Source organism: Nonomuraea sp. NPDC050663 (assembly GCF_044456985.1).
In the GTDB taxonomy this organism is placed as follows: Bacteria; Actinomycetota; Actinomycetes; order Streptosporangiales; family Streptosporangiaceae; genus Nonomuraea.
In genome coordinates, this window is sequence record NZ_JBITGL010000002.1 from 188,387 (window position 1) to 204,686 (window position 16,300).

The following is a 16,300-nucleotide window of genomic DNA, read 5'->3' on the forward strand; positions in this document are numbered from 1 at the left end:
AGTGACCGTCACAGCCACCCCGTCGCCCGTCTCCGAACATGCCGCCGACCAGGGATCGACGCTCAAACTGGGGCAATCACGGGTGGCAGATGACGCCATCAGCACCGGCTCGGTCGCCGTCCTGCGATTCCGGCAGCCCTTGCGGGCAGCCTTCCCGCCAGATCGGGACGGCTACGAGTACGCGGGCGTCGAGGTGAAGCGCTGCTTTAAAACCCTCGAACGGGACGACATCACAGTCGGCTGGGCGGTGTGGAGCCTCGCCTACGCCAACGGCAACATCACCGAGCCGCCCAGCTCGTGGTCGGCCGACCACTTCACGGTCGCCCTCTACCCCCGCGACAGGCCCGTGACGGCCGGCAAGTGCGTCCGGGGATGGATCCCCTTCGAGGTGCGCAAGGGCACCCGACCAGCGACTGTTGCCTACATGATCAGCGGCAGCGACCCGATGGAGTGGACGATCCGCTAGGGCAGGTAGCCGGGCTACCGAACCTTCCGGACCTGGAAGATGTGATCGCGGGGGTCTTCGAGCTTCTCTTTCTTCCGCGTCATCGGAGCGCAGCCGTGGCACTTCACCGGCTCCAGGGCGACGTAGGCGCCCTCGTTGGCCGGGTCGGTGGTCTCGTCGCGCGGGAACCCGCACCCCTCGCACGCGTTGGCCTGCTCCTGCAGATCGGCTGCCGCCCAGTCCCGATCGTCGTCGAGCCACTCAGGATCATGGACGGTGATCGCCCGCACCAGGCGCCCCTGATCGTCGTGCTCATACGTCGTCACCGACACGCGGCGACGGCCGAGCACGACACTGCGGGGCACCTGGTAGGCGCGGGCGAGCCTCAGCTCCTGCTGGTGCTCGACAGAATCTCGGAGGCGGCTCTGGAGAAAGGGACCTCGCCGCTACCGCCGTTCAGGTCGAGGATGACCTGCCACATCGTCCGCCACTGGCCCTGGGTGAGCCGGTCGACCAGCACGCCGGCCTTCTCCTCCGACATCCTCGGCTTCACCGAGCAGGCCGCCAGCGCAGCCACCGGGAAGGTGTCGCGGTTGAAGTCCGCGGGCGCGTCCTGCTTGCGCGGAGGGTGCTCCTTGGCCAGGTCCGACCACTCCTTGCGCGTCCGCGCGCGCAGCAGGAACACCCGCTCGTAGCTCTTCATCTCCTGCTGCAGGGCGACCAGCTCTTCGGCGATCCGGCGCGCCTCGCCGCCGCTGCCGGCCAGCGAGTCATTGTCCGGCCTGCGCCGCGCCTCCAGCAGCTGCCGCTCCAGCTCCTCGAACTTCGCCTGAAGGTCGCCGCGCAGGCAGATCGGCACCTCGTCCTCGGGCAGCTTCAGCCCGTCGAGGAAGGCGTCGATGTCCTCGACGTACTGGGTCTGCGACACCTCCGCCACCTACACCACCACCGCATCGATGTCGGCGTCACTGTGGTTGAACAGCTCCGACAGGAACTTCTGGACCTCGTTCCACGCGGTCTGCTGCGGCTTACGCACACCGCACTGCACCGGGTAGATCTCGGCCGGGTCGCCGGCCTGCCACGCCTCGGCGTTCGGCCGGTTACGCCGCACCGCCAGAATCACGTCCTGGCCGGGCACCAGGGTGTTGAAGGCGATGTCCTCGATCGTGAGCTTCTTCTTCTTGCACAGCAGGTTGATGGTGTAGCTGGGCGTACCGGCACGCCGGGTCGGACCCTTGTTCGCCAGCGACGAGTTGTCGGCGCCCTCCTGCGACGGCTCGATCTGCAGCCCCTCGCGCATCATGCAGGCCTGGATGTCGACGCCGGCGTTCAGCTCGGCGGCGGGCGGCGACGACACCGACGACAGCGCCGTGCAGATCGTGACCTTGTACATGCCATCGCCGAGGAGATCCTCATCAGCCATGATCTACGCCTCCTTCTTCTTCGGGGTGGTCGTGGCCCTGCCCGAACCGGTGCTCTCGCCAGGGCTCGGGGCGGGCTCACCGGCAGACGCCGGCTGGTCGGGGGCGGGCTCGTCGACCCGCTCATAGATGCTGGTGTAGTACGGGAACGCGGACTCGCCGAGCTGCCGGACGTCGCCGGTCTCCTTGTGCCGGACGGTGATCATGCGGGGCGGCATCACACCACCGCCCAGGTGAGCGTGGAGCCCGGCGTGGCCGACCATTGCAGCGCCACGTTGTAGGAGTCCTCCGGGTCGCGCATGGACGGCAACAGGCGCAGCCGGTACATGCCGACGGGGATCGTCCACTCCTTCTCCGGGTTCGCGACGCCGTAGTCGGTCGAGCCGGGCGGGGTGACGCCGAGAGTGATCGGCCCCGCGGTGCCGTTCTCGACGATCATCGTCACCTCGCGGGTGACGCCGGACACCTTGTCGTCGGCAGCAGCGTTGCTCATGGTCAGGGCGCCGCCGGTGACGGTGGCGACCTGGGGTGCTCGGGTAGGCATGGGGCTCCTTTCGGGGCATGACAAAGAGCCCGGCCACCCATCGGTGTCGGGCTGGACTTACGTGGTCAGGTGGTGCGGTCGGAGCGCACCAGGTACTGCGCGGTCGCGAAGAACAGCGCGCCCGCGGTGTCGTCTCGCAGCACCGGCTGCGTGCCCTCCTGGCGGATCGGCCGCACCCGGCGGCCAGGGACGGTCGGCACGGTGGTCAGCAGGATGAGCGCGGTCTTGTCGGCGACGAGCGCAGCCTGCTCCGGGGTGGCCCCCACCGACGTGATCTGAAACCGCAGGTCGTTCGGGGCCTCATCGGATAGAGACCGGTCGACGGCGGACTCCATGCCGCTGTCGGGATAAAGCACCGCGTACGGCGCGGTCGCGCCCTGGGGAGCCATCCCCCAGAAGATCCCGATCGTGTTGGGCAGGCCAGCGTCGAGCATCGCCATCAGCGCGACGACTAGCGGCCTGGACTCCAGCGGGGTCGTCATGCCAGGAACTCCTTGACGAGCTTGTCGACGGCGGCGTTGAACTCCGGCTCGATCTTCTGGGTGGCGCGGGCTCCGTCGAGGTGGGGCGGCTGCTTGACGCTGCCGTACTCGAAGCCCTTGCCCATGGAGCCCTGCTTCTTGGCGCTGTCGGGGCCGATTTCCCACTCGGGGCCGGAGGTGTTGAAGATCTGCTCGGAGGTGATCGAGTTCGGGTAGTGGCGGCCGTGCCTGCGCGCTGTCTTCCGGGCGTTGGCCCGCCACTCCTTCTCGACTTGCTTCGCGTGCTCCTTGACCAGTGGATACGCCTTCCGGGCGATCTCTTCGGCGTCGTAGCCGATGTGCTCGATCTCGTCGAGCAGTGCGGAGAAGTCCAGCTCTGCGTCCGCCACGCTCACCCCTCCTTGTCCTCGACGAGGATGCGGCGCGTGGTGGACGTGCCGGCGAGGCTGATCGCGACGACTTCCAGCGGGCGGCCGACCAGCCACGCGTCGTCCGAGGTGAGCACCGTCAGCCGGTCCTCGCGGCCGATGGCGGGCGTGGTGTCCCACGGGAGTCCGACCGCGTACTGGTGGAGGGTGACCTCATGCTCACCCCACTCGGTCTCGGATGAGGTGCGGGGCTTGACCCGGCAGATGAGCTCGGCGTGGATGGTCGCCCATGCCTGGACGTATAGGCCGGTGTCCGGGTCGAGGACCGGGGCGCCGCTCTTGCGCTCGACCTTGCATGTGTCGCGCATCAGCGTGAGCGCCGCGGCGCGGCCGGCGGCCAGCACGTCTTCGACGCTCATGACAGCCTCAGCGAGGTGAGGCCGCCGCGGTAGCCGCGCAGCTCGGCCTTGTGGTCCTTGGTGAGGCGGGCGTTGCCGACGGTCTCGGTCGCGTACGTCACCTGGTAGTCGTCGATCGCCTCCGACCGCAGCCCCTTGACGTTGGTGACGTTCACGGAGGCGAGGTCGAGCACGACGTCGACGATGTCGTCGGGGATCTCGGCGTAGCCGTGGCTGTAGGTCAGCCGCACCCGGGGCGCCCACACGCCGCGCACCCTGCTGTACGGCCAGCCCATCGTTCTGGTGCCCCAGTGCGAGGGGTGGCCGCGGGTGAGCTCGTTGCCGAGCCGGGTGTAGTCGACGTCCTCGGTGAGGGTGAGGTCGATGGCGCCGAAGTCGCCGAGCTCGACCACCGTGAGCGGGTGGTCGTCATCGACGATGAGGGGGCGCTGCGGGACGCGGAGGATCCGGTCGCCGCCCTCGACGTCGGCGGTGTCGTCGGCCACGAGGGTGAGGATCTGCCGGGTGTAGTTGCGGACCCGGGCCGAGGCGCGCCGGATGGCGAGCTCGGCCTGGTCGGTCGGCAGGGTGGTCTGCAGGTGGGTGTTGAGGTCGGCCACCGTGGCGAGCGGGGGCAGGGACACGGTGGCCTCCCGTCAGTCCGGGTCGATGATCTCGGCCAGCTTGGCCAGCTTGGCCAGCAGCGTGGAGCGCGGCGTGTCCTTGGCCTGCTCCGCGGCGTGTGCCTCGGCGGCCCGGCCGGGGTCGTCGCCGACCCAGGCGAGCACCTCGTCGACCGTCCCGGTGATGTCGAGTTCCCCGTCGCCCGCCGGGGTTTCGGCGGGCTGGTCGAGGACCTCGACGCGGGGGTCGTCGGCCAGGTGCTCGGCCAGGCCGCCCTTGACGATGTCGCCCTCGGCCAGCTCGTGCACCTGGTAGTTCCAGTACGCCTTGACCGGCTGGAGCGCTCGGATACGCATCCGTGCCCCCGGCTCAGCCGTGCTCGATGACGACGGCCCGCTTGTACAGCGAGGCGTCGCCGTTGGCGAGCGAGTCGGTCGGCACACCGAAGTCGCCGACCCACGACCAGGTGGTGGACAGCGTCTGCTGGAACCGGTCGGACGGGGGGCGCACGATCAGCGCGACGCTGACGCCCGGCGCCGCCTGCACCATCGAGATCTCCGGGACGTCGTCCACGCCGGTGCCCTGCAGCAGGCTGCCCATCTCGGAGAACGGCGCGGCGATGAGCGCGCTTCCGCCCATGACGATCGGCCGGTGCACGGTCACGTTCCCCGCCGAGCCGCCCAGAAGCGTCTGGGTCTCGTTGTTGCGCACCCAGTCGATGCCGCCAAACCGGCCGATCGACAGGTCCCGGTAGATCGGGGAGTCGACGCGGCCCTGCAGCGCCTGCTTGAAGTCGGAGTCGGAGAACAGCTGCGCCTCGGTGTCGGGGTCGATGTGGGCGACGTAGTGTCCGCCGACGGTGGGGACGTTCATCTTCCGCAGGCGGGTGACCGCAGCGCGGAACAGCGCGAACGTCGCCACGTTCGACGTGGACAGGTCATAGGCGGTGTCGCCGGTGGGCCGGATGGTGACCGGCGCGTTGGAGGCCACCACGTAGTCGCCCACCACATCGACGCGGGTGGTGCCGAGCGTCAGCGTGTTGGTGCCGGTGTTGACCGCGGTGACGGTGTTCGCGACGCCCTCGATCGTGACCGGGAGCGGGTTGGTCGGGCTGACCGGGGTGGGCACCCCGTTGACCATGACGTGCGTGAAGCCGTTCGTGCTCTGCACGATGATCGAGGTGTCGGTGGTGGCCGCCGCGGTGGCCCAGGTGCGCCCGCCCGCGTAGGCGGCGTACAGCTTGTTGCGGCAGATCTGGTTCAGCGACTGGCCCGCGTTGATGCCGAGCGTCTGCACGTCGGCCGCGTACTTGCTGGCCAGCGCGTGCGCCGAGATCAGCATATTGGTGTCGACCGAGTTGCCGTACTGGTCCATGGTGACCGACCACTGCTCGATCGAGTACGTGGCCGCCGACGCGTCGGAGCCGGTGATCGCGGTGGTGACCGGGGCGAGCAGGCCCTTGCGGGTGAAGGTCTTGGTGTCGCCCAGGCCGCCGCCCCACGCCTCGCTGTCGGCCAGCGCCGGGAACAGGAAGTCGGGGCGCAGCGCCTCCTGGAACGTCCTGTCGAGCAGGCCGTTCTGCAGCATGGCGCGGATCGCGGCCGGGACGGTGGACCGCACGTCGTGGCGGTCGAGCTGGAACGCCCAACGGGCGGTCGAGGTGTTCATGTCACTCCTCAGTGATCTGAATGGACACGAGGTCCGGATGCTGACGGGCCACTTCTTGGAGCCCGAGTAGCGCGGTCTGTGCGATGGCCGACACCGCGGCGCACACGCGGCCCTGCTCGGCGTGGCCCTCGTGTCCGTCCACCTCGATGGAGGTGTGTCCCGGCCCCAGGTGGGCGCGGATGCGGATCATCGGGCGCGCAAGCCCAGCTTGGCCATCTCGGCGTCGTAGGTGGCCTTGTCGACGGTGCGGAAGTCGACCGGGCCCGGCCCCGGGCGAGAGCCCTGCGAAGGGTCCGGGCGCGGCGTACGCGTGCCAGCCTGCTTGCGCAGGTGCGGCTTGCGCTCCAGGAGTTCGTCCAGGTCGGCCTTGATCTGGACGGTGTCCACGCTGCCGTCGTCGGTGGCGTACTTGGACAGGTCGCCGAGCAGGTCGGCGTCGGTCGGGTCCGCGAACGCGTCGCTCGCCAGGGCCTTCACCTCGGCCTTCACCGCGCGGGCGGTCGCGGCCTGGGCGCGCTGCTCGGCCTGCTCGGCGCGGGCGGCGAGCTTGTCGGCCTCGGACTTGTCGCGGTCTTCGAACTCGGCCACCTTCGCGGCCAGCTCGTCGGCGCGCTTCTTCTCCGCGGCGGCTTCACGCTTGGCGGCGGCGCGTTCGGCCTTCATGGCGTCGAGCGCCCTCTTGCCCTTGTCGCCGAGGTCTTCCGGCTCCGGCTCGGGATCCTGGTTGCCAGGGTCCGGCACCGGAGGCTGCGGATCCTCGTCAAAGCGGGCGAGGTCGAAGCGCCAGGGGGCGATGTGCATGGTGGGCTCCCGTTGCGGGATCGGCCCGGCCACCGTTGCGGCGCCGGGGTGGGCAGGGCACATGGTGGGTCAGCCGGACGTGGCCAGGAGGTAGCCGTACTGCCGTAGCAGCCGGATCGCCTCCTCGCGGTTGTCTCCGGCGTCGCGCAGGATCTGCTCAGGCATCGGCCGGATCTTCTTCGACCGGCGATACCGTTCCCCGGGCAGGACCCCGGCGTTGAAGTCGCGCATCTTCTTGCCGGCGATGCCGCGGACGGTGGTGCCTTCCGTGGTCGCCTTCCGCCCGCCCATGACGGTGCGCACGCCGCGCCGGGCGTTGACGACCTGGCCCAGGTCGGCGCCGAGCCGGATGGCCTCCGCGCCGCCGACGGTGAAGGCCCGAGCCTGCTCGTCCTCGGACATCTCGTCGAACAACTGCCGCGGGGTCGGCGGCGGGGTGTCGCCTTCCCTGTGGGGGACCATCGTGCAGTCGCACCGCTCATGCCGCGCGAACCCCGTCGACCACGAGTAGGTGCGCCCGGCCAGGATGACGCACCGGCCGCACGCAGGCAGGGTGACGTGCCGGACGTAGGTGACCCACTCGCGGCGGCCGGTGATGCCCACCTGGTCAGCGGTGCGGGAGGCGTCCGAGATCTCGGTGTCGACGATCCGCACCAGGCTGGCGAGCCCTGCCCGGAGCGCGTCCTGGTCGTCGGCGCCGCGCGCCAGCAGGCCCAGGGTGCGCAGCGCGGGCTGCGTGAGCAGGCTGGCCAACGGGCGTCCGTCGGCGGCGACACCGGCCAGCGCGGCCGGGTCCACCGCCAGCAGGGCCGGTGGCAGGTTCTGGGCGGCGGCCAGCGCGTCCAGGTACGGCTGGGCCTGCTCAGCGGCGGCCAGCTGGCCGCCGGTCAGCACCCGGATCATCGTGGCGAGCACTACCAGCCACGAGTCGAGCACGTGACCCGCGTCGACTTGCGACCACAGCTCCTGCGCCTGCTGGGCGGCCCGCCGGGAGATCGCCTGTTGCAGCCGGTAGTGCGCGGCGATGATCTGCTCGACGCTGGCCATCGGCTACCCCACCAGCTCTGGTTCCGGTTCTGGTTCGGGCTCTTCGCGGGGCGGCTTTGCGCCGGTGAGCGCGGCCAGGTCGCCGGCCATCACGCGCGCGAACGCGTCATTGGCGGCCTTCTCGTCTTCCTCTTCCATCCGGTCGATCTGGATCTGTGTGAAGCCGAGCCGCTCACGCGTCTGCCGCAGGGGGACGATCTTCGCCGTGTAGAGCTTCACCGAGGCGTCGGCCGACTGGGCGATCGTCGGCGTGGACGCGTCCCGCCACAGCGTCTCCAGGCTCATCGACTCAGCAGGGATCTTGCCGTCGCGGACCAGCAGCACCAGCCGCATGACCCGCTCCCACGATCCTCCGAACGACTTCTGCTTGCGCTCGGCCCGCTTCACCAGCCGCGCCTCGTCCGACCGGATCGCATCTGCGGAGGCCGGGTTGTCGGTGGCGTGGCCCAGGAAACGCGACGGCAGACCAGCAAGGGAAGCGACGATCATCGCGAGGAGCTTGAGCGTCTCGTGGAAGTTGGCCAGGTTCGCCTCAGGGAACTGCCCGACCTCGATGCCGTCCTCCTGCTTGTGCTTCCCGATAGCCCAGATCCGGCCGATGATCCGCTTCAGCGCGGATACCTTGTTGCCCTGCTCGTCGGTGAAGTCGTCCTCGTCGACGCCGATCGCGTACCGGCGCGGCGCGGCATGGAACTCCGCGGACACCATCATGTCCGTGGCGATCTTGCAGGCTGCGTCCGAGACCGACAGGACCGGCTTCAGCTCCGAGACACCCGGCCGCTTCAGGCGGGGCCGGTTCACGATCGGCTCGACCAGGACCTCGCCGAGGTTGTGGTCGTCGCGGTCGTCCTCGACCCATTCGCCGTTCTCGTCCTTCGTCCACCACACGTTCGCGTTCGGCAGGTAGAGGGTGGCACGCTCGGCGTCTTCCTCAGTCCATCGCTTCACCACTGCGGCGATCTTTCGAGTGCGCGGGTCCCGCTCGGCGTACACGTCCAGCGGCGACTCGACCGTGATGATGGGCGTCTTCTTGTCGCCCTCGTTCGTGCCGACGATGGCGAACGACCGCTTCATCACCAGGGCGTCCACGTGGGACTCCTGCGACTGCCCGTCCATGTTGTTCGCCTGCCAGATGCGCCACAGCTCCGCGTCCGCCTCGGCCTGGTTGCCGAACCGGAATCCTTCGACATCGAGCCTCTCCTCGATCGAGTCCACGACCAGGCGGGGCCACTCGATGACCATCTGCCGGACGCGGTCGTCCAGCTCCTGGATCAGCTCGGGCGCCATGTACGACAAGGGCTGCTCGCCCTCGTAGTAAGCATCAAGCTCTCGCAGCTCGGGCAGTTCCTTGTCGTGGCAGGCGATGAGGTGCTTCAGCCATTCCAGGTCCGTGCGGGCCATGTCCACCTCACCTCATGACGATCACCTTGGATGAGCGGTTCTTCTTCTTGGCGCCGGCCGCGACCGCGTCGCAGCGGGCCTCCCACGACAGGCAGCCGCCCATCGCGGCGTCGATCTTCTTCGGCGAGTCCGGGCGTTCCTTGCGGATCACCCACAGGGGCTGGCCTTGCTCGTCGACCTGCTTCAACTTGTGCTTGCGGGAGTTACCGACGTGCTGGGCGAACACCGGGTCGCCGCTGTTAGTGACCGCGCCGGACGTCATCGCGCCCGCGTAGTTGCGCAAGCTGTGGGCCATCTGCAGCATCCGGTTCGTCCACCACTCGATGACCCGCTTGTCGCCGTACTTGCCGCGCCAGGCGTTGATGGTGCCGTCCCAGTAGGGCGGGTCGGCGTAGACGCGCCACACCTGCCAGCGGCCCATCGCCTCCTCCAGCGCCGCCGACACCTCGTGCTCGGGGCACTCCCAGTCCTCGACCCCGACCGGCCGCTCCCAGATGCCGAGCGGCCACTGGAAGCCCGTCACCACGTCCGTGGCGATCAGACCGGTCGCGTCGTGGAACTGCGCGCCGTCGAACCCGATGACGATCAGCTCCCCGTCCGGGATGACGGTCCCCGGCCGGGACAGCTCCTTCCAACGCGCGGCGTCGAACGCCTGCTGGCCGGACTGCACCCTGCGGTTCAACCACACCCGCTCCCAGTAGGAGCGGTCTGTGTCCGGCTGGTTGTACAGCGACACGATCGCGTCGACCTGGCCCTCAAAGTCCGGCCACCCGGCAATCGCGGGCCCGGACGCCTCGGCGACCGCGGCCCGGATCGTCTCCGGATCGGACAGGTCCTCCTCCGGGACCGGGGTGGCCTCGCGGTGGAAGAAGAACAGCGTCTTGTCGTGCGCCTTGCCGCCGTCGACGAGCTCGGCGTACTCGTGCGTCCCCTCGGCCACGCTGCCCTCGCCGGGCGTGTACGTGGTCGTCGTCTCCAGCGACCACGGGTCGGCCAACATGCGTTTGGGGATGTTCGCCAGCATCGTCTGGTGGGCGGACTTCAGCCTCGGCAAGATGAACCGGTGGGTCTCGTCGAAGTGCTGGAACGTCGTCCGGGCACCGTCGCGAGAGTCCGGCGCCGCGGCCAGCGCGACCGCCTTCCCGTCGCCGCCGGCGCGCATGATGCGCTCCAGGCCCGGGTCGAACAAGTCGACGTCCTCACCCTCCAGCACCATCACCAGCAGCGCCGCGTAGGCCAGATCCTCGGTCTGCTCCTCGGTGTAGGCGACCATCGGAATGTAGGGGTCGATCACCGGCACGCCGACAGGCTCCCCGTGGGCGTCGAACCCGTCGCAGCGGACCGGCCCTTCCGGGTGGAGCTCGGCGAACGCGACCGCCGCGGCCAGCTCGGTCTTGGCGGTGCCCTTCCGCACGCTCAACCCGACGCGCTTGAACCGGCGCTTGCCCGCGCGCCGATGCTTCTGCGGATACACCTCGTACCAGCGGTAGATCAGCGCCCGCTTCTCCGCATCCAGCCGATACGGCTTCCCACGAAGGTCCCCAGGCCCGTGCACCGACCGCTCCTCGAGCAGATCGCACACCTGAGGACCCAGCGTCGGCCACGCCTCCTCATCGGCGCCCGGAACGATCAGCAGCCCCACGACCTACACCGCGTGCAGAATCGAGCGCGGATCCACGGCAGGCTCGGACGCCTTCTCCGTGACCGTCCGCCGCTTCTTCGTCCGCGACGCGGCCTCGTCACCGCGGTCGATCTCCCACTGCAGCCGCCGGCGGTCGATCGGCGACAAGCCGAACGACTGGCGCTGCAGCCGGATCTCCCCAGCCAGGTCCTTGCTCGGGTTCACCCAGAACTCGTCGATGAGCACAGCCAGCACGAACAGACCGTGCCGGTCGGAGGCGTCGAACTCGGGCGCCATCGGCGACGCCCACACATCCGCCCACCAGGCGAGCGTCATCGGCTGCCAGTCGCGCGCGGGCAGCTCGGGGGCCTTCATCTGGGGATCGGCCTGCAGCTTTGCGCTCGTCGAGGCCTTGTTACGGCGCTGGCGCATGTGCGCCGGCTTCGGTGTCGGGGGCATGACTACCTCATCCCGTTGCGGGGTGACAGCCCCTTGCGAGCAGTCACAGAGGGTGATGGATCTGGTGGTCGAAAGTCAGGGGATGCGTACGCGCAGAAATCCGCCTCCCCGGCGGTCCCGGAAAATCGGACATCCGGGGGCATCCCCCCAGGCCTCTGACCTGCGGAAACGCGCAGCGCTCTGACCTGCGGAGATGCAGGCATTGTGGTCACGTTGTGTGACCGCGCTGGGTGTCATCGGGCGTTCCAGCCTCCGGGCTGATGCTTGCTGGTCTCGACCTTGTGGTGGTGTCCACATAGGCCGCGTCCGTGACGTGGGTCGTTGGGGTCGAGGCCTCCGCGTTCCAGCTCTCTGCGGTCGAGCGGGTGGTGGTCGGCCTCGGTGCTGGGCTGGGTGCACTGGGGGATGACGCAGATGGGGTCACGTTCGAGGACCTTGTCTCGGAAGCGTCTGCGGTGACGGGAGCCATAGCCGCGTTGTGCTGCGGTGCCTCGTGCCCGGTCTGCGGTGCGGTTGCAAGTGTCGCACCTACCGCCGCTGGTGATGGCCGTGCAACGGTCTCCGCATCCTGCGCATCCCGTGCAGGCGCAGACCGACGAACGAACTGGCATGGATGCCGCCTCTCGGTATCCGTACCCGTCGGGACTCTCAATCGTTTGGGGAAGTAGAGGCGCCATCGTGTCGAGCGACTGGCGCAGCCCCTTGAATGAAAGGAGCCAGGGTGGACCCGCCCGCGAAAGAGGCTGACAACGAGTGGTGGCGGACCGTCCGATCTGCCTTGACGAGCTGGTCACGGACGATCCGCCTGTGCTTGATCCTGATTGCTGCCGGGGCCGCAGCGAACGCTGCGATCTGGCTGATCAAGCACTAGTTTCACCGTAGGGCCATCGACGTTGACCGCGTGGGTGGCCCTACCTTCTTAACGACTTCACGGTGCCAAAGGTTATGTCGGCGCCGAAGGCGGATCCTGTCGCGCGTGTGGGGATGTACGTAGGTCCCGCTTGGGGAGGATGGGGCTCACGGGCTTGTGGGGCAGGACGGTGACGCCGATTCTGAACGTCAGGAAGATCGCTGCGAGGCAGCTCTACGAGAGGATCTCACGCCCCGTCGAGGTCATCCGCCCTCTCTGCAAGGAGCTCGCTGATGTTGTCGGCCAATTCCTCCCCGACCAGAGCTGAGTTGATCATGCCGCGAAGAGCCGTGAGATCTCCCGTGCCGAGTCGGCGCTGCGCTTCAGCGGTGGCTTCCTCATTCAGCTCCAGGCCGGCATAGAGCTTAAGGAGCGATGCGTATGCGCCGGGGATGGCCGGCAGATGTATCTCCAGCTGACGCATCGCCTTGTTCTCGTAGTCCGCGCGGCTGCCTGAACTTGCCCAGATCTTCTCTGCGTAGAGATCGCCGACTCGTTGAAGCTGGTCGATCACGAAGTCACGGCGGTCTCGCTCGCGCTGGGCATCAAGCTGCGCTTGAAGGCGCCGGTCCGCCGCGTCGCGCTCGTCCTGGAGCTGCTGAGTGGCTTCACTGCGAGCCTTTGATGCCTGGATGAGTGCGATGATCAAACCGATGGCTGCTGCTAGAGCAGCAAGCATCGACCCGACGCCGTCGATGTATTCGATCGAGTGCGGCTGGTCGGGCGGATCCTGATGCACCGTCATGGTGACTTGCGGGGTGGCGACGGGAACCGGGACGGTAACCGTGACGGTAGGAGTCGGTGAGGGCTCGGGACGCGGTGTCACAGCGACATCTTGGCGGAACGACCACTTGGAAGGGCCCAAGAAACGCGGAAAGCCCGGCGAACCGGGCCTTAGGCACAACTGATCCATATGCATTTGGATCTCGCAGACAAATCTAGCAGGTCTTACACCTTTCGTCTGCGTGAGCGATCGCGTGACTTCTCCGCCTCGAACACGTCCTCCAGGCGGAACAGTTTCAGGTGGCCTTGCTTCGCTGCGTGCTTGAGATAGCCGCGGTTCACCCAGACGTAGATCGTCTGTCGTGCTACGCCGACCTCGGCGGCGGCCTCTTCGGCGGTGAACAAGGTGTCGAGGTCGACCGGCTGGGTGTGGCTCAAGATCCCTCCCCCTCAGGGATAAGGCCGATGTTGTCGAGGGCGCCCAGCGCAAACCTGGCGGCGGCGTCAGGGTAAGGGTCGACACCGACGAAGGAGAGGCCACGGGACACGTAGGCAGCCACCTTCACAAGCCTGAGGTAGGCGTCGCGCGGGATCGTCACCGTGTCCGATGCGCGCTCGGCCCGTTTGGTGGTCTCGCGTCGGATGTGGAGGCGGTGCCGCTTTGCAGCCGCTTCGGCGTGGCCCTTAGATCTGTACTGGCCCACCTCGTGATGGAGGTGAGAGCACACCGAGTTGCAGCAGCCCACTTCCCACAGGCCTGTTGTCTCGACCTGGACGACGTAGACGCTGAGGTCGTCATCGGTCGGGAGTAGTTGTGTCATCCGGCTTCTCCGATCTTGCCTTTATAGATTTCCGACCTCAGATGAGGGGGCCTCGACGCCTACTCCTTCGGTGAGGAGAGGCAGGAGCCAGGGCCAGTGCTCGAAGGGCCACGAGTGGCGGCGGGGCTCCTCCCGCCAGCAGGGGCAGTCCTGGTCGTCGCAGCGGCAGTCCTGGCTGACGCAGACGACGTCGCCGCGTTCGAGGAGCGCTCGCAGGCTGAGGGACTCGCAGACGACGCAGCGCAGCGACAGGCGGACGATCGGCTCGGTTTCGCCGAGTGCGATGCGTGCGGTCTGGCGGAGGCGGCGTGCTTCGTCGTGGACGTGCTCGGCGAGGTCTTCGTGCCAGACGAGCCGGTCCAGCAGGCCGATGATCCTGGTGATGCGCTCCCTCGTCGGGGTATGGGCGGATGGTGTCATGGCGAGCGCCTCGCAGACCGCCTCCTCCATCTCGACGATGCCGACCTGGACGACGTCGCGGGCGTCGAGAACGGTCAGGTTGAGCGGCGCCCTCCCATCGCCCAGAGCCTTCAGCCCGTTCCTCAGGTTGATCTCTTTCGCTTCCCGCTCCGACACCGCGAGCGCGTTCATCCGCGCCTGATGCTCTGCGGACATGTCGCGCTGATGCCAGCGGCGTCGCGTGTTCGACGGGACAAGAGCCGCGTCCAGCTGCGGCAGGTACGTCCTGATCGCGGCCAGGTTCGCGTAGACGATCTCGGTCCTCAACATGTCCCCCAAGAGGTGCGATGGTGCTGGGTGGAGCGCCGGGCTCCTCCGTCCTCGGTGGAGACAAGGACGGAGGAGACCCGGGTGAAGCTGATGGAACGGTGCTGGTTGTCCGGCTTCCCGGCGCCGGGAAGCCGGGGCGACCTGCACGTACATTTCGTACGTCCAGCCCTCCCAGGGCACTGAAGTCCCGGTGGGACTTCAGTGCGAGCGCTGGTTGGGCGTGTTGCTAGGTGGCGTTCACGATGGCGAGGGGCGGCGGGTTGTCCTCGTCGCTCTCCAAGGCGCCATTGGTGGCGGCTTCCTGAAGGTCGAGGCCGGCGTCGACGAACTCCCAACCGATCTCGTGATCAACCCGGTTGGCCGTGGTCTTGAAGAACTGGGCAACAACAACCCGGAGGACGACCTTGAGGATGGCGGGGTGCAGGCCGGGGTGGTAGTAGGCAAGCTCGCGCTCGATCAGCTTCTTGACCTCGTTCTCATCCTTGCGGGCACGCAGGAGCGTGATGCAGACGCGGATGATGTCCTCGTCGGAGGGCGCCCTGAGGTCGTTCACCGCATCCTCATCGCGGTGTCGCAGGCGGCGGCGAAGCCGAGCAGGAACCCGGAGTCGAAGGAGACGTTGAAGGCCTTCTTGGGCCAGGGCGCGTAGTTGGTGCCCTGACGCCGGTTGATGTCGGCCATCTCCTTGACGCCGTTGAAGACGTGGATCTCGCTCGGGGTGTCCTCGAGGAAGCTGATGAGGCCGGGGAAGGTCTTGGCGTCGTAGGTGACGGTGTCGCAGCCGGTGTAGCCACCGTCGTGGAGGTCGCGCCAGATGCGGGCGACGTTGATGACCTCCAGGCGGGCGGGACTGGTGGCGAGCCACGCGATGGCGGCCCTCCAGCCGTCGCTGTGCTCGAGCAGGCTGGAGCGGGCGAAGCCGTCGAGCGTGTAGACCGGGTCGGCGGTGGTGGTCACGGGGTGAGCTCCTTCTGGGTGATCTTCTTGAATTCGTACGGGTTGACGTCGCAGTAGTCGCACGCCTCCCATCCCTCCTCGTCGGCTCTTTTGAGCCGTTCGCAGGCTCTGCAGGGCCCGGCTGTTTCGGTGGCCCGCTCCAGGAGGGTCAGCCGGCGGGGCTTGGGCGACACGGTGGTCAAGAGGGCCTCCTAGAAGGGGATGGCGAGCTGGACGGGTGCCGGTGGCTTGGCGACCTCCGCAGGGGTGAATCCGCGGCCTCGGCATGGATGCGAGGCGACGACGGGGTGTCGTCGGGCGCCGTTGATGCGGAAGGTGCTCCGCCATTCGGCGTAGAGCCTGGCGGGGATGCCTTCGGTGATGAGGTCGTAGGTGTGGCGGCCGGAGAGCAGCGCGAGCATCTCGGCGTGGCGGTCGAGGGGTTGAGGATCGACGAGGGTGAAGATGCCGGCGTTGTGTCCGGCGAGGATGGTTGCGCGGCAGCGGGGGCACGTGCCGAGCTTGAGCGCTCGGTCGATGAGGTGTTCAGTCATGGCGTACTGCCCGGGGTGGCAGGTTTGGGTGGCAGGTTGAACGCCCCAGCTTGGGTCTCTGAGCTGCACAAACACTGCTTTTCTGGCCGTTCGGGTGGCAGGTTTCGCCGTTTTCACCCATGACGGCGATGGCCTGCGCGTGCGCGCGTGCGCGCGTTAAGGCTGCACAAGCTTGAAAAACCTGCCACCCATAGCGGCGTGTCGCGGTGTTTTCGCAGCTCAATGGGGTGGCAGGTTCGGTTTCAACCTGCCACCCAACCTGCCACCCATTGTGGAGTTTTCCCAGCTCAGGCAGGCAGGCGCCGGAAATCAAACCTGCCACCCAACCTGCCACCCTTGAGGTCTTGA

General features: G+C 68.1%; 26 protein-coding genes. 1 reads left to right on the top strand and 25 read right to left on the bottom strand.

From position 1 onward, the window contains the following. The first annotated feature begins 1 nt into the window (after window position 1). Window positions 2–466, top strand: coding sequence for a hypothetical protein (locus ACIBH1_RS05455; protein WP_397312365.1), 465 nt, complete (start codon window positions 2–4; stop codon window positions 464–466). A 14-nt stretch (window positions 467–480) separates the two neighbouring features. Here ACIBH1_RS05455 and ACIBH1_RS05460 read toward each other — a convergent pair whose 3' ends face one another. The 25 genes from ACIBH1_RS05460 to ACIBH1_RS05580 all read right to left on the bottom strand — a co-directional run bounded on the left by ACIBH1_RS05460 (window position 481) and on the right by ACIBH1_RS05580 (window position 15,952). After that, window positions 481–795, bottom strand: coding sequence for a hypothetical protein (locus ACIBH1_RS05460; protein WP_397312366.1), 315 nt, complete (start codon window positions 793–795; stop codon window positions 481–483). Between the two features lie 35 nt (window positions 796–830). Next, window positions 831–1,373 (bottom strand): hypothetical protein, encoded by a 543-nt coding sequence (locus ACIBH1_RS05465; protein WP_397312367.1) that lies wholly within the window; start codon window positions 1,371–1,373, stop codon window positions 831–833. 9 nt (window positions 1,374–1,382) lie between these two features. Then, window positions 1,383–1,868, bottom strand: coding sequence for a hypothetical protein (locus ACIBH1_RS05470; protein ID WP_397312368.1), 486 nt, complete (start codon window positions 1,866–1,868; stop codon window positions 1,383–1,385). Window positions 1,869–1,871: 3 nt separating this feature from the next. Further along, window positions 1,872–2,084, bottom strand: a complete 213-nt coding sequence (locus tag ACIBH1_RS05475; RefSeq protein ID WP_397312369.1) for a hypothetical protein — start codon at window positions 2,082–2,084, stop codon at window positions 1,872–1,874. Further along, a complete protein-coding gene (locus ACIBH1_RS05480; RefSeq protein ID WP_397312370.1) occupies window positions 2,084–2,410 on the bottom strand; it encodes a hypothetical protein in 327 nt (108 codons plus the stop codon). The genes ACIBH1_RS05475 and ACIBH1_RS05480 overlap by 1 nt, the downstream gene beginning before the upstream one ends. A gap of 65 nt (window positions 2,411–2,475) precedes the next feature. Beyond that, complete coding sequence (locus ACIBH1_RS05485) at window positions 2,476–2,892, bottom strand: hypothetical protein (protein ID WP_397312371.1); 417 nt, start codon at window positions 2,890–2,892, stop codon at window positions 2,476–2,478. Then, window positions 2,889–3,281, bottom strand: a complete 393-nt coding sequence (locus tag ACIBH1_RS05490) for a hypothetical protein (RefSeq protein WP_397312372.1) — start codon at window positions 3,279–3,281, stop codon at window positions 2,889–2,891. The genes ACIBH1_RS05485 and ACIBH1_RS05490 overlap by 4 nt, the downstream gene beginning before the upstream one ends. Before the next feature lie 2 nt (window positions 3,282–3,283). Next, a complete protein-coding gene (locus tag ACIBH1_RS05495) occupies window positions 3,284–3,679 on the bottom strand; it encodes a DUF6093 family protein (RefSeq protein WP_397312373.1) in 396 nt (131 codons plus the stop codon). Next, on the bottom strand, window positions 3,676–4,302 hold the full coding sequence (locus ACIBH1_RS05500) for a hypothetical protein (protein WP_397312375.1): 627 nt from the start codon (window positions 4,300–4,302) through the stop codon (window positions 3,676–3,678). Before ACIBH1_RS05500 ends, ACIBH1_RS05495 begins: the two co-directional genes overlap by 4 nt. Before the next feature lie 12 nt (window positions 4,303–4,314). Continuing rightward, entirely contained in the window at window positions 4,315–4,638 is a 324-nt protein-coding gene (locus tag ACIBH1_RS05505) for a hypothetical protein (protein WP_397312376.1), read from the bottom strand. A gap of 13 nt (window positions 4,639–4,651) precedes the next feature. Then, window positions 4,652–5,950, bottom strand: a complete 1,299-nt coding sequence (locus tag ACIBH1_RS05510; RefSeq protein ID WP_397312377.1) for a hypothetical protein — start codon at window positions 5,948–5,950, stop codon at window positions 4,652–4,654. A gap of 1 nt (window position 5,951) precedes the next feature. Continuing rightward, window positions 5,952–6,140, bottom strand: coding sequence for a ribosomal-processing cysteine protease Prp (locus ACIBH1_RS05515; protein ID WP_397312378.1), 189 nt, complete (start codon window positions 6,138–6,140; stop codon window positions 5,952–5,954). After that, window positions 6,137–6,751 carry a hypothetical protein gene (locus ACIBH1_RS05520; protein WP_397312379.1) on the bottom strand — a complete coding sequence of 205 codons (615 nt, stop codon included), beginning with the start codon at window positions 6,749–6,751 and terminating at the stop codon, window positions 6,137–6,139. Before ACIBH1_RS05520 ends, ACIBH1_RS05515 begins: the two co-directional genes overlap by 4 nt. A 69-nt stretch (window positions 6,752–6,820) precedes the next feature. Beyond that, window positions 6,821–7,798, bottom strand: a complete 978-nt coding sequence (locus ACIBH1_RS05525; RefSeq protein WP_397312380.1) for a hypothetical protein — start codon at window positions 7,796–7,798, stop codon at window positions 6,821–6,823. 3 nt (window positions 7,799–7,801) lie between these two features. After that, window positions 7,802–9,199, bottom strand: coding sequence for a phage portal protein (locus tag ACIBH1_RS05530; RefSeq protein ID WP_397312381.1), 1,398 nt, complete (start codon window positions 9,197–9,199; stop codon window positions 7,802–7,804). 7 nt (window positions 9,200–9,206) lie between these two features. Continuing rightward, on the bottom strand, window positions 9,207–10,841 hold the full coding sequence (locus ACIBH1_RS05535) for a hypothetical protein (protein WP_397312382.1): 1,635 nt from the start codon (window positions 10,839–10,841) through the stop codon (window positions 9,207–9,209). Between the two features lie 3 nt (window positions 10,842–10,844). Next, window positions 10,845–11,279 carry a hypothetical protein gene (locus ACIBH1_RS05540; RefSeq protein ID WP_397312383.1) on the bottom strand — a complete coding sequence of 145 codons (435 nt, stop codon included), beginning with the start codon at window positions 11,277–11,279 and terminating at the stop codon, window positions 10,845–10,847. 1,097 nt (window positions 11,280–12,376) lie between these two features. Beyond that, window positions 12,377–13,015 carry a hypothetical protein gene (locus ACIBH1_RS05545; protein WP_397312384.1) on the bottom strand — a complete coding sequence of 213 codons (639 nt, stop codon included), beginning with the start codon at window positions 13,013–13,015 and terminating at the stop codon, window positions 12,377–12,379. Window positions 13,016–13,137: 122 nt separating this feature from the next. Beyond that, a complete protein-coding gene (locus ACIBH1_RS05550) occupies window positions 13,138–13,350 on the bottom strand; it encodes a helix-turn-helix domain-containing protein (protein WP_397312385.1) in 213 nt (70 codons plus the stop codon). Further along, window positions 13,347–13,733 carry a hypothetical protein gene (locus ACIBH1_RS05555; RefSeq protein ID WP_397312386.1) on the bottom strand — a complete coding sequence of 129 codons (387 nt, stop codon included), beginning with the start codon at window positions 13,731–13,733 and terminating at the stop codon, window positions 13,347–13,349. Before ACIBH1_RS05555 ends, ACIBH1_RS05550 begins: the two co-directional genes overlap by 4 nt. Window positions 13,734–13,754: 21 nt before the next feature. Next, window positions 13,755–14,462, bottom strand: a complete 708-nt coding sequence (locus ACIBH1_RS05560; protein ID WP_397312387.1) for a hypothetical protein — start codon at window positions 14,460–14,462, stop codon at window positions 13,755–13,757. Between the two features lie 226 nt (window positions 14,463–14,688). Beyond that, window positions 14,689–15,015 (bottom strand): hypothetical protein, encoded by a 327-nt coding sequence (locus ACIBH1_RS05565; RefSeq protein WP_397312388.1) that lies wholly within the window; start codon window positions 15,013–15,015, stop codon window positions 14,689–14,691. Further along, on the bottom strand, window positions 15,012–15,419 hold the full coding sequence (locus tag ACIBH1_RS05570; protein ID WP_397312389.1) for a hypothetical protein: 408 nt from the start codon (window positions 15,417–15,419) through the stop codon (window positions 15,012–15,014). Before ACIBH1_RS05570 ends, ACIBH1_RS05565 begins: the two co-directional genes overlap by 4 nt. Beyond that, window positions 15,416–15,601, bottom strand: coding sequence for a hypothetical protein (locus ACIBH1_RS05575; RefSeq protein WP_397312390.1), 186 nt, complete (start codon window positions 15,599–15,601; stop codon window positions 15,416–15,418). The genes ACIBH1_RS05570 and ACIBH1_RS05575 overlap by 4 nt, the downstream gene beginning before the upstream one ends. A 9-nt stretch (window positions 15,602–15,610) precedes the next feature. Further along, window positions 15,611–15,952: a hypothetical protein gene (locus tag ACIBH1_RS05580; RefSeq protein WP_397312391.1), complete on the bottom strand. Its 342-nt coding sequence runs from the start codon at window positions 15,950–15,952 to the stop codon at window positions 15,611–15,613. Between the last annotated feature and the right edge of the window lie 348 nt (window positions 15,953–16,300).

Coding starts and splice junctions, on each gene's coding strand:
- ACIBH1_RS05580 (WP_397312391.1), bottom strand. CDS start 15,952: ATGACTGAACACCTCATCGACCGAGCGCTCAAGCTCGGCACGTGCCCC.
- ACIBH1_RS05520 (WP_397312379.1), bottom strand. CDS start 6,751: ATGCACATCGCCCCCTGGCGCTTCGACCTCGCCCGCTTTGACGAGGAT.
- ACIBH1_RS05480 (WP_397312370.1), bottom strand. CDS start 2,410: ATGCCTACCCGAGCACCCCAGGTCGCCACCGTCACCGGCGGCGCCCTG.
- ACIBH1_RS05470 (WP_397312368.1), bottom strand. CDS start 1,868: ATGGCTGATGAGGATCTCCTCGGCGATGGCATGTACAAGGTCACGATC.
- ACIBH1_RS05510 (WP_397312377.1), bottom strand. CDS start 5,950: ATGAACACCTCGACCGCCCGTTGGGCGTTCCAGCTCGACCGCCACGAC.
- ACIBH1_RS05555 (WP_397312386.1), bottom strand. CDS start 13,733: ATGACACAACTACTCCCGACCGATGACGACCTCAGCGTCTACGTCGTC.
- ACIBH1_RS05560 (WP_397312387.1), bottom strand. CDS start 14,462: ATGTTGAGGACCGAGATCGTCTACGCGAACCTGGCCGCGATCAGGACG.
- ACIBH1_RS05530 (WP_397312381.1), bottom strand. CDS start 9,199: ATGGCCCGCACGGACCTGGAATGGCTGAAGCACCTCATCGCCTGCCAC.
- ACIBH1_RS05515 (WP_397312378.1), bottom strand. CDS start 6,140: ATGATCCGCATCCGCGCCCACCTGGGGCCGGGACACACCTCCATCGAG.
- ACIBH1_RS05495 (WP_397312373.1), bottom strand. CDS start 3,679: ATGAGCGTCGAAGACGTGCTGGCCGCCGGCCGCGCCGCGGCGCTCACG.
- ACIBH1_RS05525 (WP_397312380.1), bottom strand. CDS start 7,798: ATGGCCAGCGTCGAGCAGATCATCGCCGCGCACTACCGGCTGCAACAG.
- ACIBH1_RS05485 (WP_397312371.1), bottom strand. CDS start 2,892: ATGACGACCCCGCTGGAGTCCAGGCCGCTAGTCGTCGCGCTGATGGCG.
- ACIBH1_RS05540 (WP_397312383.1), bottom strand. CDS start 11,279: ATGCCCCCGACACCGAAGCCGGCGCACATGCGCCAGCGCCGTAACAAG.
- ACIBH1_RS05505 (WP_397312376.1), bottom strand. CDS start 4,638: ATGCGTATCCGAGCGCTCCAGCCGGTCAAGGCGTACTGGAACTACCAG.
- ACIBH1_RS05475 (WP_397312369.1), bottom strand. CDS start 2,084: ATGCCGCCCCGCATGATCACCGTCCGGCACAAGGAGACCGGCGACGTC.